9 protein-coding genes and 2 rRNA genes (1 of these 11 only partly in view) are annotated in these 16,141 nt (G+C 57.1%); all 11 read right to left on the reverse strand.

The window, feature by feature from the left end; translation table 11 throughout:
- Positions 1–161 precede the first annotated feature (161 nt).
- Complete coding sequence (gene rpoC / locus ACSQ16_RS17085; RefSeq protein ID WP_243262213.1) at positions 162–4,412, reverse strand: DNA-directed RNA polymerase subunit beta'; 4,251 nt, start codon at positions 4,410–4,412, stop codon at positions 162–164.
- Positions 4,413–4,506: 94 nt separating this feature from the next.
- Complete coding sequence (gene rpoB / locus ACSQ16_RS17090) at positions 4,507–8,643, reverse strand: DNA-directed RNA polymerase subunit beta (protein ID WP_243262212.1); 4,137 nt, start codon at positions 8,641–8,643, stop codon at positions 4,507–4,509.
- A gap of 246 nt (positions 8,644–8,889) precedes the next feature.
- Positions 8,890–9,261 (reverse strand): 50S ribosomal protein L7/L12, encoded by a 372-nt coding sequence (gene rplL, locus ACSQ16_RS17095; protein ID WP_067622135.1) that lies wholly within the window; start codon positions 9,259–9,261, stop codon positions 8,890–8,892.
- Between the two features lie 74 nt (positions 9,262–9,335).
- On the reverse strand, positions 9,336–9,851 hold the full coding sequence (gene rplJ, locus ACSQ16_RS17100) for a 50S ribosomal protein L10 (RefSeq protein WP_007118819.1): 516 nt from the start codon (positions 9,849–9,851) through the stop codon (positions 9,336–9,338).
- 273 nt (positions 9,852–10,124) lie between these two features.
- Complete coding sequence (gene rplA / locus ACSQ16_RS17105) at positions 10,125–10,823, reverse strand: 50S ribosomal protein L1 (RefSeq protein WP_067622131.1); 699 nt, start codon at positions 10,821–10,823, stop codon at positions 10,125–10,127.
- Between the two features lies 1 nt (position 10,824).
- Positions 10,825–11,250 carry a 50S ribosomal protein L11 gene (gene rplK / locus ACSQ16_RS17110; protein WP_067622128.1) on the reverse strand — a complete coding sequence of 142 codons (426 nt, stop codon included), beginning with the start codon at positions 11,248–11,250 and terminating at the stop codon, positions 10,825–10,827.
- Between the two features lie 145 nt (positions 11,251–11,395).
- The gene (gene nusG, locus ACSQ16_RS17115; RefSeq protein WP_007118816.1) at positions 11,396–11,929 is read right to left on the reverse strand and encodes a transcription termination/antitermination protein NusG; all 534 of its coding nucleotides are present in this window, start codon (positions 11,927–11,929) and stop codon (positions 11,396–11,398) included.
- Between the two features lie 208 nt (positions 11,930–12,137).
- Entirely contained in the window at positions 12,138–12,335 is a 198-nt protein-coding gene (secE, locus tag ACSQ16_RS17120; RefSeq protein WP_007118815.1) for a preprotein translocase subunit SecE, read from the reverse strand.
- A 76-nt stretch (positions 12,336–12,411) separates the two neighbouring features.
- The gene (locus tag ACSQ16_RS17125; RefSeq protein WP_243262211.1) at positions 12,412–13,059 is read right to left on the reverse strand and encodes a hypothetical protein; all 648 of its coding nucleotides are present in this window, start codon (positions 13,057–13,059) and stop codon (positions 12,412–12,414) included.
- A gap of 193 nt (positions 13,060–13,252) precedes the next feature.
- Positions 13,253–13,367 (reverse strand): 5S ribosomal RNA (gene rrf, locus ACSQ16_RS17130).
- 119 nt (positions 13,368–13,486) lie between these two features.
- A 23S ribosomal RNA gene (locus ACSQ16_RS17135) occupies positions 13,487–16,141 on the reverse strand (it continues 179 nt past the right edge of the window).

Genomic DNA, 16,141 nt, shown 5'->3' on the forward strand with positions numbered 1-16,141 from the left:
CCCCGTCCTATTGCGGCTATGTGGCGGATGTAAGGCTAGCGCGACAGAACCGTGCAATCTGGCAGCCACTGTGCCTTAGGAGCCGCGGCGCAATCGAGGGAACGAAAAAGCCCCCGCAGCTTTCACTGCGGGGGCCATTGATTTTCAGGTCAAGCCTGCGATCAATCGCGGCTTTCGTCATCACCCACTGGCGTGTTGAACACATCGCCACCAACGACGTCGTCCTGCGCAGAAGCGGTCGGAGCGGCCAGAGCGGCTGCCGCCTCGGCTTCTTCGCGGCGCGCTTCGATCACAACGTTGTCGCGGTCTGTCGCCACTTTGCGCATCTGCTGGGTCGCCCCACCAGTACCCGCCGGGATCAAACGGCCCACGATGACGTTCTCTTTCAGGCCAACCAGCTTGTCCCGCTTGCCCTGAACCGAAGCTTCGGTCAGCACGCGCGTTGTTTCCTGGAAGGACGCGGCAGAGATAAAGCTGCGGGTCTGAAGCGACGCCTTGGTGATGCCCAGCAGGATCGGTTCGCCCTTGGCAGGACGGCCACCTTTCTTCAGCGCCTTCTCGTTGGCGGTGTCGAACTCCTGCTTGTCGACGTGTTCGCCCTTCAGCAGTGTGGTGTCGCCGCTTTCTTGGATTTCCCACTTTTGCAGCATCTGACGGACGATGACTTCGATGTGTTTGTCGTTAATCTTCACACCCTGCAGGCGGTAAACGTCCTGCACCTCGTCAATCATGTACTCGGCCAAGGCCTCGACGCCCATAATCGCCAGAATGTCGTGCGGCGCGGGGTTGCCGTCCATGATGTAGTCACCCTTCTGCACGAAGTCGCCTTCGGCAACGGGGATGTGTTTCCCCTTGGGCACCATGTATTCAACCTTCACGTCCGGATCATCCGAGCTTTCAATCGCGATGCGGCGCTTGTTCTTGTAGTCCTTGCCGAAGCGCACATAGCCGTCGATTTCCGCGATGATGGCGTGATCTTTGGGGCGACGTGCCTCAAAGAGTTCGGCCACACGAGGCAGACCACCGGTAATGTCCTTGGTCTTGGCACCTTCACGCGGGATACGCGCGATGATGTCACCCGCTTGGATTTCGGTCTGATCCTCAACGGACAGAACGGCATCCACGGACATTGGATAGGTCACCGGGTTGCCCGCGTCGTTGCGTACCGGTTCGCCATCGTCACCAACCAGAATGATCTCAGGCTTAAGCTCGTTGCCTTTGGGGGCCGCGCGCCAGTCGATCACAATCTTCTGGGTCATGCCTGTCGCGTCATCAGTGTCGTCTTTGACAGCGATGCCCGACACAAGGTCGACGTATTTGGCCATACCTGGCTTCTCGGCGATGATCGGCAGGGTATAGGGATCCCACTCGAACAGCTTGTCGCCGCGCGCAATGGTATCGCCATCCTTGACGAAGAGTTTGGTACCGTAGCCGACTTTGTGGCTGGACCGCTCATCACCGCTTTCGTCAACGATCGACAGCTTCATGTTCCGACCCATGACGAGGATCTCGCCAGAGCTGTTTTCCAACGTCTGAGCGTTTTCGAACACGATTTTACCGGACTGGCTGGCCTCTTGGAAGGACTGCTGGCCACCCTGAGCAACGCCGCCGATGTGGAACGTCCGCATCGTCAGCTGTGTACCTGGCTCACCAATCGACTGGGCCGCGATGATGCCAACGGCCTCACCTTGGTTCACCAGCGTACCGCGTGCAAGGTCACGACCATAGCACATGGCACAGACGCCTTCTTCGGCCTCACATGTCAGCGGGCTACGGATACGGGCAACCTGAACAGCCGCCGCATCAATCGCATCGGCCATCCGCTCGTCGATCAGACCACCGGCGGGCACGATGACCTCCTCGGTGCCTGGCGCCAGAATGTCATCAGCTGCAACACGGCCCAGCAGACGCTCGGCCAGCGAGGAGACGACTTCGCCATCGTTCACAGCCGCTTCGGCAGTGATCGCAGTTTCGGTCCCGCAGTCATGCTCACGCACGATGCAGTCCTGGGCTACGTCCACCAGACGGCGAGTCAGGTAACCGGAGTTCGCTGTTTTCAGAGCGGTATCCGACAGACCTTTCCGCGCACCGTGTGTCGAGTTGAAGTACTCAAGAACGGTCAGACCTTCTTTAAAGTTCGAGATGATCGGCGTCTCAATGATGTCGCCATTCGGCTTCGCCATCAGGCCGCGCATCCCGCCCAGCTGTTTCATCTGCGTGACCGAGCCACGCGCACCGGAGTGGGCCATCATGTAGACCGAGTTCGGCTCTTTTTCGGAACCATTCTCGTGGTACGTGGTGGCCGAGATGGAGCCCATCATCGCTTCGGTGACTTTGTCGTTACACTTCGACCATGCATCGACGACTTTGTTGTACTTTTCGCCCTGAGTGATCAGGCCGTCCATATACTGCTGCTCAAAGTCCTTCACCTGCTCGCGGGTCTCTTCAACCAGCGGCCATTTGGTGTCGGGGATCAGCATGTCGTCTTTGCCGAAGGAGATGCCCGCTTTGAAAGCTTCACGGAAACCCATCGTCATGATCTGGTCACAGAAAATAACCGACTCTTTCTGACCGCAATAACGGTAGACGGTGTCGATGACCTGCTGCACTTCTTTCTTCCGCAGCAGACGGTTGACCAAGTCAAACGGCGCTTTGGCGTTCAACGGCAGCAAGGCACCAAGACGCACACGGCCGGGGGTCGTGTCGAAGCGCATCATCACTTCGTTGCCTTCGGCATCGATCTGTTTGATCCGTGCCTTGATTTTCGAGTGCAGGTGAACCGCACCGGCGTCGAGGGCGTGCTGCACCTCATCAACCGAACCAAAGACCATGCCTTCGCCAACCATGCCTTGGCGCTCAAGGGTCGTGTAGTAGAGACCCAAGATCATATCCTGCGACGGCACGATGATCGGCGCACCGTTTGCAGGCGACAGAACGTTGTTCGTGGACATCATCAGAACACGCGCTTCGAGCTGGGCTTCCAGCGAGAGCGGCACGTGAACGGCCATCTGGTCACCGTCAAAGTCAGCGTTAAAAGCCGAGCAAACCAGCGGGTGAAGCTGGATCGCTTTACCTTCGATCAGAACGGGCTCGAACGCCTGAATGCCAAGACGGTGAAGCGTCGGCGCGCGGTTGAGCATGACGGGGTGTTCGCGGATCACCTCGTCAAGAATGTCCCAAACCTCGGGGCGCTCTTTTTCTACCAGCTTTTTCGCCTGTTTCACGGTGGAGGACAGACCTTTGGCCTCAAGCCGCGAGTAGATGAACGGCTTGAAAAGCTCCAAAGCCATCTTTTTGGGCAGACCACATTGGTGCAACTTCAACTCAGGGCCGGTCACAATGACCGAACGGCCCGAGAAGTCGACGCGCTTACCCAAAAGGTTCTGACGGAAGCGACCCTGCTTACCTTTCAGCATGTCGGACAGCGACTTCAGCGGGCGCTTGTTGGCACCGGTGATGACGCGGCCACGACGGCCGTTGTCGAACAGAGCGTCGACGGATTCCTGCAGCATCCGCTTTTCGTTGCGGACGATGATGTCAGGTGCGCGCAGCTCAATGAGACGCTTCAAACGGTTGTTCCGGTTGATCACGCGGCGGTACAGGTCGTTCAGGTCGGAGGTCGCGAAACGGCCACCATCCAGCGGTACCAGCGGGCGCAGTTCTGGCGGGATCACCGGGATCACGGTCATGACCATCCACTCAGGACGGTTGCCCGACTCGAGGAAGGACTCAACCACTTTCAGACGCTTGATGATCTTCTTGGGCTTCAGCTCGCCTGTCGCCTCTTTCAGATCGGCGCGCAGGGTCTCGGCTTCGGCTTCCAGATCGATGGCGGCCAGCATTTCACGGATCGCTTCGGCACCGATGTTGGCGGTGAAAGCGTCCATGCCATAGGCGTCTTGGGCGTCCATGTACTCTTCTTCGGTCATCATCTGACCGTATTGAAGATCGGTAAGGCCCGGCTCGATTACGACGTAGTTCTCAAAGTAGAGAACACGTTCCAGATCACGCAGGGTCATGTCCAGCATCAGGCCAATGCGCGAGGGCAGCGACTTGAGGAACCAAATGTGCGCGACGGGCGAGGCCAGCTCGATGTGGCCCATACGCTCACGACGGACCTTTTGCAGCGTCACTTCGACACCGCATTTCTCGCAGACAACGCCGCGATACTTCATCCGCTTATATTTGCCGCAAAGGCATTCGTAGTCTTTGATCGGGCCAAAGATACGCGCGCAGAACAGGCCGTCACGCTCGGGCTTGAACGTCCGGTAGTTGATGGTTTCCGGCTTTTTGATCTCACCGAAGGACCAGCTGAGGATCCGCTCGGGCGAGGCCAAAGAGACCTTGATTTCGTCAAACGCTTTTTGTGGCGTCAGCGGGTTGAACGGGTTGTTTGTCAGTTCCTGGTTCATTTTCAAATCCTTGAAAGGGGTGCGTTAGGAGGGGACGGCCCCGTTTTCTTTGAAAGAAAACGGGGCGGAATTTTTGAAAAATTCCGTTACCGCGTCACTCATCCTCGTCCGCATCCAGGAGTTCCATATTCAGGCCGAGGCCGCGCACTTCCTTGACGAGAACGTTAAAGCTCTCTGGAATGCCCGCTTCGAAGTTATCCTCGCCCTTGACGATGCTTTCATAGACCTTGGTTCGGCCCGCGACGTCGTCCGACTTGACGGTCAGCATTTCCTGCAATGTGTAAGCGGCGCCGTAGGCTTCGAGCGCCCAGACTTCCATCTCACCAAAGCGCTGGCCACCGAACTGTGCCTTACCACCCAGCGGCTGCTGTGTGACGAGGGAGTACGGCCCTGTAGAACGTGCGTGGATTTTGTCGTCCACCAAGTGGTGCAGCTTGAGCAGGTACTTGACGCCGACAGTCACCGGGCGGGCAAACTGCTCACCTGTACGACCATCGAACAGCACCGACTGACCGGAGGTGTCGAACCCGGCCCGCTTGAGGCTGTCGTTCACGTCCGCTTCCTTGGCACCGTCAAAGACCGGTGTGGCGATCGGCACACCGCGGCGCACGTTGTCGGCCACTTCAAGAAGCGTGTCCTCGTCCATGCCGCTGATGCCCTCTTCGTAGACATCATCACCATAGGCCAGCTGCATTGCTTCACGCACAGGTGTCAGATCACCGGAACGCTTATACTCTTGCAGCGCCTCGTCGATGTTGATGCCCAGACCGCGTGCGGCCCAGCCCATATGTGTCTCAAGAATCTGACCAACGTTCATCCGCGATGGAACACCGAGCGGGTTGAGGCAGAAGTCGACCGGGGTACCATCGGCGAGGAACGGCATGTCCTCCATCGGCACCACTTTCGAGATCACACCCTTGTTCCCGTGACGACCGGCCATCTTGTCGCCCGGCTGCAGCTTACGCTTCACCGCCACGAACACTTTGACCATCTTCATCACACCCGGGGGCAGATCGTCACCACGACGTACTTTCTCGACCTTGTCCTCGAAACGCGCATCCAAGGTCCGCTTCTGGATCTCATACTGCTCGTTCAGGGCTTCGACGATCTTCGCGTCATCCTCGTCCTCAAGGGCCAGCTGCCACCACTGACCACGGGTCAGCGTTTCCAGCAGTTCCTCGGTTATCTGGCTGTTCGCCTTCACGCCTTTCGGGCCTTTGACGGCAATTTTGCCAAGGATCATATCCTTAAGACGCGCGTAGATGTTGCGGTCAAGGATCGCCAGCTCGTCGTCCCGGTCACGGGCCAGACGTTCGACTTCCTCACGCTCGATCTGCAGCGCACGCTCGTCTTTCTCGACGCCATGACGGTTGAAGACGCGCACTTCGACAACGGTGCCGAAATCGCCCGGCTTCACACGCAACGAGGTGTCGCGCACGTCAGAGGCTTTCTCACCAAAGATGGCACGCAGAAGCTTTTCTTCCGGCGTCATCGGGCTTTCGCCCTTCGGTGTGATCTTACCCACAAGGATGTCGCCCGGCTCTACGTCCGCACCAATATACACGATACCGGCTTCGTCGAGGTTGCGCAGGGCTTCCTCGCCGACGTTGGGAATGTCGCGGGTGATCTCTTCTGGCCCAAGTTTCGTGTCACGCGCGGCGACCTCGAATTCCTCGATGTGGATCGAGGTGAAGACGTCGTCTTGCGAAATCCGCTCGGAGATCAGGATGGAGTCTTCGTAGTTGTAGCCATTCCACGGCATGAAGGCGACGACGACGTTCTTGCCGAGCGCCAGTTCCCCCATGTCGGTGGACGGACCATCCGCGATGACCTGACCCTTGGTGACCTTCTCGCCCACTTTCACCAGCGGACGCTGGTTGATGCAGGTGTTCTGGTTCGAGCGCTGGAACTTGCGCATGCGGTAGATGTCCACACCCGCGTCGCCCAGCTCGAGGTCTTCGGTGGCCCGGATCACGATACGCGACGCATCGACCTGGTCGATGATACCCGCACGGCGTGCCGTGTAGGCCGCCCCGGAATCGCGTGCCACAACTTCTTCGATGCCGGTGCCGACGAGCGGCGCTTCGGCTTGAAGAAGCGGTACGGCCTGACGTTGCATGTTCGAGCCCATCAGAGCGCGGTTGGCGTCGTCGTTTTCAAGGAACGGAATCAAGGAGGCAGCGACCGAGACCAACTGTTTCGGTGAAACGTCGATCAGGTCCACGTTTTCCGTCGGCGCCAGCGTGTAGTCGCCGGATTGACGGGTCGAGACCATCTCGTTCACGAACTTCATGTTCTCGTCGAGGTTGGCGTTCGCCTGTGCCACGGTGTGACGCATTTCCTCGGTCGCGGACATGTAGTGCACTTCGTCGGTGACGGTGCTGTCTTTGACAACGCGGTAAGGCGTTTCGATGAAGCCGTATTTGTTCACGCGGGCAAAGGTGGCCAGCGAGTTGATCAGACCGATGTTCGGCCCTTCCGGCGTTTCAATCGGGCACATCCGACCATAGTGGGTCGGGTGAACGTCACGCACTTCAAAGCCCGCACGCTCACGTGTCAAACCGCCGGGTCCAAGCGCCGAGAGACGACGCTTATGCGTCACTTCGGAGAGCGGGTTGGTTTGGTCCATGAACTGCGACAGCTGCGAGGAGCCAAAGAATTCCCGCACCGCAGCCGCGGCTGGCTTAGCGTTGATCAGGTCTTGCGGCATCACGGTGTCGATCTCGACGGAGGACATCCGCTCTTTGATCGCGCGCTCCATGCGCAGCAGGCCAACGCGGTACTGGTTTTCCATCAGTTCGCCGACGGAACGCACACGACGGTTGCCAAGGTGGTCAATGTCGTCGATGTCGCCACGGCCATCGCGCAGGTCAACCAGCGCTTTGATACAGGCGACGATGTCGTCACGGTCCAGCGTACGCTGTGTGTCGGGCTTGTCGAGTGCCAGACGCATGTTCATTTTCACGCGGCCAACGGCCGAGAGGTCATAGCGTTCGCTATCAAAGAACAGCGTGTCAAAGAGCGCGGAGGCGGCCTCAACGGTGGGTGGCTCGCCCGGGCGCATGACGCGGTAGATGTCCATGAGCGCGGTGTCGCGGTTCATGTTCTTGTCCATCGCCATGGTGTTGCGCATGTAGGGGCCGACGTTGACGTTGTCGATGTCCAACAACGGAATCTCGGTGATGCCCGCGTCGATCAGCTCCTTCGCGGTGCCACCGATCAGCGTGCCGTCCTTGTCATACTCCAGCGTCAACTCGTCACCGGCCTCGACATAGATCGCGCCGGTTTCTTCGTTGATGATGTCGCGCGCGACGAACTTGCCAACGATGTGATCGAAGGGCAGCAGCAGTTCTTTGACTTTGCCTTCGTCGAGCAGCTTTTTGACGGCCCGAGGCGTGACCTTTTTGGTGGCTTCGAACAGAATTTCGCCAGTGGCCGCATCAACCAAGTCATAGGTCGGACGGGTGCCGCGCACGCGGTCGGGGAAGAAGGGTGCAATCCAGCCCTTGTTCTTCTCAAGCGTGTAGGTGACCGTCTTGTAGTAGGCGTTCATGATCGCCTCCTGGTCCAGCCCGAGGGCATAGAGCAAGGTCGTCACAGGCAGTTTGCGGCGGCGGTCGATCCGGGCAAAGACGATGTCTTTGGCGTCGAATTCGAAGTCCAGCCAAGAGCCGCGGTAGGGGATGATGCGGCAGGCGAACAGGAGCTTACCCGAAGAGTGGGTTTTGCCCTTGTCGTGGTCAAAGAACACGCCCGGGGAGCGGTGCATCTGGGATACGATCACACGCTCGGTGCCGTTTACGACGAAAGTGCCGTTCGGCGTCATCAGGGGCATGTCGCCCATGAACACGTCTTGTTCTTTGATGTCTTTGACCGACTTGGCACCGGTGTCTTCGTCCACATCAAACACGATGAGGCGCAGCGTCACCTTCAGGGGCGCGCTATAGGTCATGTCACGCTGCTGACATTCCTCAACATCGTATTTCGGCTTTTCGAGCTCGTACTTGACGTATTCAAGCACGGAGGTCTCATTGAAATCCTTGATCGGGAAAACCGACTGGAAAACGCCTGTGATACCTTCACCATCGGTGGGGGTCTCGGCGTCGCCGGAATTCAAGAACAGATCGTAAGAGGATTTCTGAACCTCGATGAGGTTCGGCATCTCCAGCACTTCGCGGATTTTGCCGTAATATTTACGCAGACGTTTCTGGCCAAGGAAGGATTGTGCCATGTGTCGTGTCACCTTTCGTGTCTCTTGCCGAGCGCATCAACCACCGGGGCCGTGGTGCGCGCCCATAAGAGCGGAAAATCCGGGTCAATTCTTGGAATGCGTCCCACTGCATCCCTTCCGACCATGGACCTCTCCAGAGAAATACTCCGCGGCGCGGAACATTCGTCAAAACAGGTCAGGCTGGACAGGAAAACCTCCCGTCCAGCCCTTGTTCATGCGTGGTGCGTGAGAACACGCACCTCTGGCTCAGGCCAGCTCGACTTCGGCGCCAGCTGCTTCCAGCTTGCCTTTGATGTCTTCGGCTTCGGCTTTGTCGACGCCTTCTTTGATCTTGCCACCGGCTTCGACCAGGTCTTTGGCTTCTTTCAGGCCGAGACCTGTGATGCCGCGGACTTCCTTGATCACGTTGATCTTGGATGCGCCGGCGTTCTTCAGAACGACGTCGAATTCGGTCTTTTCTTCTTCGGCAGCGCCGCCGTCAGCAGGACCAGCCATCATCACTGCGCCGCCAGCGGCGGGCTCGATGCCGTACTCGTCTTTGAGGATGGTTTTCAGTTCTTGTGCTTCAAGCAGAGTCAGACCAACGATGTCTTCTGCCAGTTTTTTCAGATCAGCCATGTTTAGCTCTTTCCGTTACGATATGTGTGTTCCAACGCGCGTGTTCAACCCGAGCGCCGGCTTGACGATATGCCTTACGCAGCCGCCTTGTCCTCGATCGTGGACAAGATGGATGCGATGTTGCTTGCAGGTGCGCCAATGGCCCCGGCGATGTTCGAAGCAGGTGCGCCGAGCATGCCCGCAATGGTGGAGATAAGCTCCTCCCGCGAAGGCATTTTCGACACGGCTTCGACACCAGCGGCGTCCAACGCGTTCTCACCCATGGAACCACCGAGGATCACCAGCTTTGGGTTTTCCTTGGAGAATTCCTGAGCAACCTTGGCCGCAGCCACAGGATCCTCAGAATAGGTCAGAACGGTCATACCCGTCAGAAGGTCAGCGATGCTTTCGCATGGCTTGCCCTCAAGGGCGATCTTGGCGAGCCTGTTTTTGGCAACACGCACGGCCCCACCGGCAGCGCGTGCGCGCGCCCGAAGGTCCTGCATTTCGGCAACTGTCAAACCGACGTAGTGGCTAACCACAACGACGCCAGAGCTTTCAAAGATCTGGCCGAGTTCGTCGACCAGCTGTTCTTTTTGTGCTCTATCCACAGTTTCACTCCAAATTTGGGGGTTGCCCCCCGGCTCAGTTCAGGATGCGGTCTTCTGCATCCCATTCGGGTCCAATGTCAGGGTCCCGGCCAAAACCGCCCGAGGGCAGAATTTTTCCGGTTTCCCATCTCAGGAAGGAATTATTCAGGCCAAAGCCCAAACCCTCCGTCTCGGACAGACGCGCGGACCGATCTTCTGGTCCTTGCGTATCTGACGGCCGAAGCCGCCAAATCTCGGGTCGTAAGGTGGGAGGCTGGCTCCCACCTCACTGGATCACTCGGCGGTTGCGTTCTCGACAGCGACCGACACGCCCGGGCCCATTGTGGAGCTCAGGTTGATCTTTTTCATATATGTGCCTTTGGCACCGGCAGGCTTGGCTTTGGACACCGCGCCAACGAAGGCACGGATGTTTTCGGCCAGCTTGGCTTCGTCGAAGGACAGTTTGCCAACGCCTGCGTGGACGACACCGCCCTTTTCGGCTTTGAACTGAACTTCACCACCCTTGGCCGCTTTCACGGCGTCAGCGACGTCCATGGTCACGGTGCCAACCTTGGGGTTCGGCATCAGGTTACGGGGGCCAAGCACTTTACCCAGACGGCCAACGATCGGCATCATGTCGGGTGTCGCGATGCAACGATCAAAGTCGATCTTGCCGGACTGCACGGTTTCCATCAGGTCTTCGGCACCAACGATATCTGCGCCAGCCTTTTCGGCTTCTTCAGCTTTCGCGCCACGGGCGAAGACAGCAACGCGCATGGTTTTGCCGGTGCCGTTGGGCAGGCCGACAACACCGCGGACCATCTGGTCTGCGTGGCGTGGGTCAACACCGAGGTTCATCGCGATCTCGATGGTTTCGTCGAACTTTGCGTTTGCGTTTGCTTTTATGAGGCTTACCGCTTCTTCAACGGTGATCTCTTCTTTGCCAGCAAAGGCTTCACGGGCGGCGCGGGTGCGTTTTCCAAGTTTTGCCATCTTACTTCACCTCGATGCCCATGGACCGGGCAGAGCCCAGAATGATTTTCATCGCCGCTTCCACGTCGTTCGCGGACAAGTCGGCGGCTTTTGCTTCTGCGATCTCGCGCAGCTGCTTGGTGGTCACGGTGCCGACGGTTTCACGGCTCGGCGTTTTCGCGCCAGAGTTCACCTTGGCAGCTTTTTTCAGGTAGTAGGACGCCGGGGGCGTCTTGATGTCCATGGTGAAGGACTTGTCCTGATAGTAGCTGATCACGGTGGGGCACGGTGCGCCCGGCTCCATGTCTGCGGTCTTGGCGTTGAACGCTTTGCAGAATTCCATGATGTTAATGCCGCGCTGACCCAGGGCTGGACCCACGGGCGGGGACGGGTTTGCTTGACCCGCTTTAACTTGCAACTTCATCGTACCGACGAGTTTCTTGGCCATCTGACCATTCTCCTTTCAACACCCTTGGGGCGCGCCCCGCGGGATCTTCGTTGCGTGGTCCGGATTGGGCGCCGCGGCGCCCTTGCCTCCCACAGTGACCGACACCCTCGGGCGCCGGGATGACGGGTATCGGCCCGCCTTACACTCAGATCTGCTTGTTGACCTGCGTGAATTCCAATTCGACCGGGGTTTCCCGGCCAAAGATCGAGACCGACACCTTGAGGCGCTGGTTGTCCTCGTCGACCTCTTCGATCATGCCGTCGAAGTCCTCGAACGGACCGTCGGCAACCTTGACCTTCTCGCCGATCTCGAAGTGGATCAGCGTGCGTGGGGCTTCTTCGCCTTCCTGCACACGACCCAGGATCGCTTGAACCTCAGCATCGCGCATCGGCATCGGACGGCCTTGCGGGCCCAAGAAACCGGTGACGCGGTTGATCGAGTTGATCAAGTGATAGCCCGCGTCGGACATTTCCATATGCACCAGCACATAGCCGGGCATGAAGCGACGCTCGGTTGTCACCTTCTTGCCGCGCCGGACCTCAATCACCTCTTCGGTGGGCACCAGCACTTCGTCAATCTGGTCTTCAAGTTCCTGCTCGGCCACGGACGCGCGGATCTGCTCGGCGATCTTCTTTTCGAAGTTCGACAGGACACTGACCGAATACCACCGTTTTGCCATCTGAACTCTGGTCCCTGTCTTGCCATGCGGGCTGCCCCGGCATGTAAATTCGTCAATCACACGAGGCAGAAGCCCCGCAACATCTGAACAAAAAATCGGCGCGCAACTCGAATCGCCGCACGCCCCTTTTCAGGTCAGGTCTGCGCAATAGCCCGCGCAGACGCAGGTTTCAAGGGTGTAAAGATAAATTCACCCAAGCGGGCAATGCTTAACCGAACATCCCAAGGATCTGCTGTAGACCGCCGCGGATCAGAATGTCTACGATCGCAAAGAAAACAGCCGTCAGCGCAGCAAGGATAAAGACCATCACAGTGGTCAGCATCACTTCCCGCTTGGTAGGCCAAACAACCTTTGCAACTTCGGTGCGAACCTGCTGGATGAACTGAAGTGGATTGGTGGTGGCCATGACTACTTTCCCTATTAGCGGATTGGGCGGATGTAACGGGTCCGCCCTCCAGTTTCAAGACGTCTTCGCGCACGGCTCAAGCTTCGGAGTTGCGCAGTTTGTCAAAGCGACGATCAAGGGCTTCGTCATGCCGAACATCAGCTGCAGCCATCTCCCCAAAGTCTGGCAAGTAGAGCCCATCGACCGTGCCTTCTGGGAAACAGTCAAGCACGGCATCCCATTTCATCGCAAAGGCATCCAGCCGCGCGCGCATACGGTCCGCCCGCTCGGGCCGGCGCTTAGAATACCAGCGCCCAAGCGCCATTGCACGTTGCCAAAACCCATCATAGCCTAGCGCGATGAAGACACCCAGCGTAATGGATACCGTCAAGAAGATGAGGCCAAGCATTAGCATCGGACGTAGAACAACCAGCAAAGCGAGTGCCGCAAGGATGATAACCCGCGGCGATGGGCGCCACTTGGGAAGCTTCAATGCGATGAGCTTACCTGATTTCTGCTTGATGGTCTCAGATTCTGACAAATCAGGAAAGGCCTTTCGCCCGGCAGAACGCGGCTTCACCGCCGGCTTCTGTGACGTTGTAGTAGGGGTAACTTTTCGGCCCGCCGCGGCCCCCTCAGCGTCAGCCTCCTGATCACCCTTAACCAAGTTGCGGATCGCCGACAGCGAGGCCGGATCCAAATCCTGCATGTCCTGTGGCTCTGAATCGTCAATCTGGGTCTTCATTTCAGTCTCTCTACACAGTTGGGAAAGAGTTACCGAAACTTTGCGCCGTAGATTGGACCGAAAGTGGACGGATATTGGGCATCCACGTCAACCATCGCCCACAAAGCAAAACCGCCGCAGCTTTTTGCGGCTGCGGCGGTTTTGTTTAATATTGGTTATCGTGGAGAGATACTGTTTTTGAGGACCTTATTAGGTTTGGCGATGACCTACTCTCCCACGTCTTAAGACGCAGTACCATCGGCGCTACGGCACTTAACGGCTGGGTTCGGGATGGGACCAGGTGTTTTGCTCGCGCTATGATCACCAAACCAAATAAAGTCCTCACAGTCGCTGCTGCATGGCAGAGCGCTGTTTGTTCCAAGTCATGTACAACTGATTGTATGTGTATGCTTTTGATTGATAAGTTGAAGTCTTGCTTCTACTGGATCAAATCAAGCCTATCGAGCAATTAGTACCAGTCAACTGAACGTGTTACCACGCTTACATCTCTGGCCTATCGACGAGGTGGTCTACCTCGGCTCTCAGGGATACCTTGTTTTGAGGGGGGCTTCCCGCTTAGATGCCTTCAGCGGTTATCCTGTCCGATCATAGCTACCCAGCACTGCTATTGGCATAACAACTGGTCCACCAGTGGATCGTTCACCCCGGTCCTCTCGTACTAGGGGCAACTCCTCTCAAGTATCCTACACCCACGGAAGATAGGGACCGAACTGTCTCACGACGTTCTAAACCCAGCTCACGTACCTCTTTAAACGGCGAACAGCCGTACCCTTGGGACCTGCTCCAGCCCCAGGATGAGATGAGCCGACATCGAGGTGCCAAACACTGCCGTCGATATGGACTCTTGGGCAGTATCAGCCTGTTATCCCCGGCGTACCTTTTATCCGTTGAGCGATGGCCCTCCCACTTGGGACCACCGGATCACTATGGCCGTCTTTCGACTCTGCTCGACTTGTCAGTCTCGCAGTCAGGCTGGCTTCTGCCATTGCACTCAACGAGCGATTTCCGACCGCTCTGAGCCAACCTTCGCGCGCCTCCGTTACGATTTAGGAGGCGACCGCCCCAGTCAAACTACCCGCCACACAGGGTCCCGGAACCGGATAACGGTCCGCGGTTAGACATCAAGCAGAACAAGGGTGGTATCTCAAGGGAGGCTCCACCGAGACTGGCGTCTCGGTTTCAAAGCCCACCACCTATCCTGCACATGTTCGGCCTAATGCCAGTGTGAAGCTGTAGTAAAGGTGCACGGGGTCTTTCCGTCTAACCGCGGGTAACCGGCATCTTGACCGGTAATTCAATTTCGCTGAGTCTATGTTGGAGACAGCGGGGAAGTCGTTACGCCATTCGTGCAGGTCGGAACTTACCCGACAAGGAATTTCGCTACCTTAGGACCGTTATAGTTACGGCCGCCGTTTACCTGGGCTTCAATTCAGAGCTCTCACCCCTCCTTTTAACCTTCAGGCACCGGGCAGGCGTCAGACCCTATACGTCGTCTTACGACTTCGCAGAGCCCTGTGTTTTTAATAAACAGTCGCCACCCCCTGGTTTGTGCCCCCAGCCCCTAGTTGCCTAGGAACCGGGCCTCCTTCTCGCGAACTTACGGAGGTATTTTGCCGAGTTCCTTCAACATAGTTCTCTCAAGCGCCTTGGTATTCTCTACCTGTCCACCTGTGTCGGTTTAGGGTACGATCTAGCGATGGAGCTATTTCCAGGGACCTCTAAGCAGCCCATTCAATCCGATAAGGATGAACTACCCTCGAGATCCGTCACTTCCATCTGGCCCAGGAATATTAACCTGGTTCCCATCGACTACGCCTTTCGGCCTCGCCTTAGGGGTCGGCTTACCCTGCTCAGATTAGCTTTAAGCAGGAACCCTTGGACTTTCGGCGAGAGTGTCTCTCACACTCTTTGTCGCTACTCATGTCATCATTCTCACTAGTGATCTCTCCACCGGATCGCTCACGCGCCAGCTTCACAGAAAGCTCCTTGTGTCCAACCCGTCCCGAGGGACGATAAGGACACATGGAACTATGTCACACTACGCTCTGCTACCATGCAATAAATGCATCCTCAGCTTCGGCTCATGGCTTGAGCCCCGTTACATCTTCGCCGCAAGACAACTTATTTAGACCAGTGAGCTGTTACGCTATCTTTAAAGGATGGCTGCTTCTAAGCCAACCTCCTGGTTGTTTTGGTCGTCTCACCTGCTTTCCCACTTAGCCATGAATTAGGGGCCTTAGCTGGAGGTTAGGGTTGTTTCCCTCTTCACGACGGACGTTAGCATTCGCCGTGTGTCTGCCGACTAGTACTCCTCGGTATTCGGAGTTTGGTTAGGATCAGTAAGCCTGTGGGGCCCCATTACCCATCCAGTGCTCTACCCCCGAGGGTATTCGGTCGACGCTCTACCTAAATAGATTTCGCAGAGAACCAGCTATCTCCGAGTTTGATTGGCCTTTCACCCCTAGGCACAGCTCATCCCGATCTTTTTCAACAGATGTGGGTTCGGTCCTCCAATAAGTGTTACCTTATCTTCAACCTGGCCATGCCTAGATCACTCGGTTTCGGGTCTGATCCCACGAACTCAACGCCCTATTAAGACTCGCTTTCGCTACGCCTACACCTAACGGCTTAAGCTTGCTCGTGAGACCAAGTCGATGACCCATTATACAAAAGGTACGCTGTCAGGACGCAAGGTCCCTCCAACTGTTTGTAGGCGTTCGGTTTCAGGTACTGTTTCACTCCCCTCGTCGGGGTGCTTTTCACCTTTCCCTCACGGTACTGGTTCACTATCGGTCAGTAAGGAGTACTTAGCCTTCGAAGGTGGTCCTCCGATCTTCAGACAGAATTTCACGTGTTCCGCCCTACTTAATACGTCCAATCATGCTTCTTATACGGGACTATCACCCACTTTGGTTGCGCATTCCAACGCATTCTAACCACACTCATGGCTCGGCTGGTCCCCGTTCGCTCGCCGCTACTAGGGGAGTATCATATTGATTTCCTTTCCTCCGGGTACTTAGATGTTTCAGTTCCCCGGGTTTGCCTTTTTAAGCCTATATATTCAGCCTAAAAATACCTGGTT

It is taken from the genome of Sulfitobacter sp. SH24 (assembly GCF_965641895.1).
Classification (GTDB): Bacteria; Pseudomonadota; Alphaproteobacteria; order Rhodobacterales; family Rhodobacteraceae; genus Sulfitobacter; species Sulfitobacter dubius.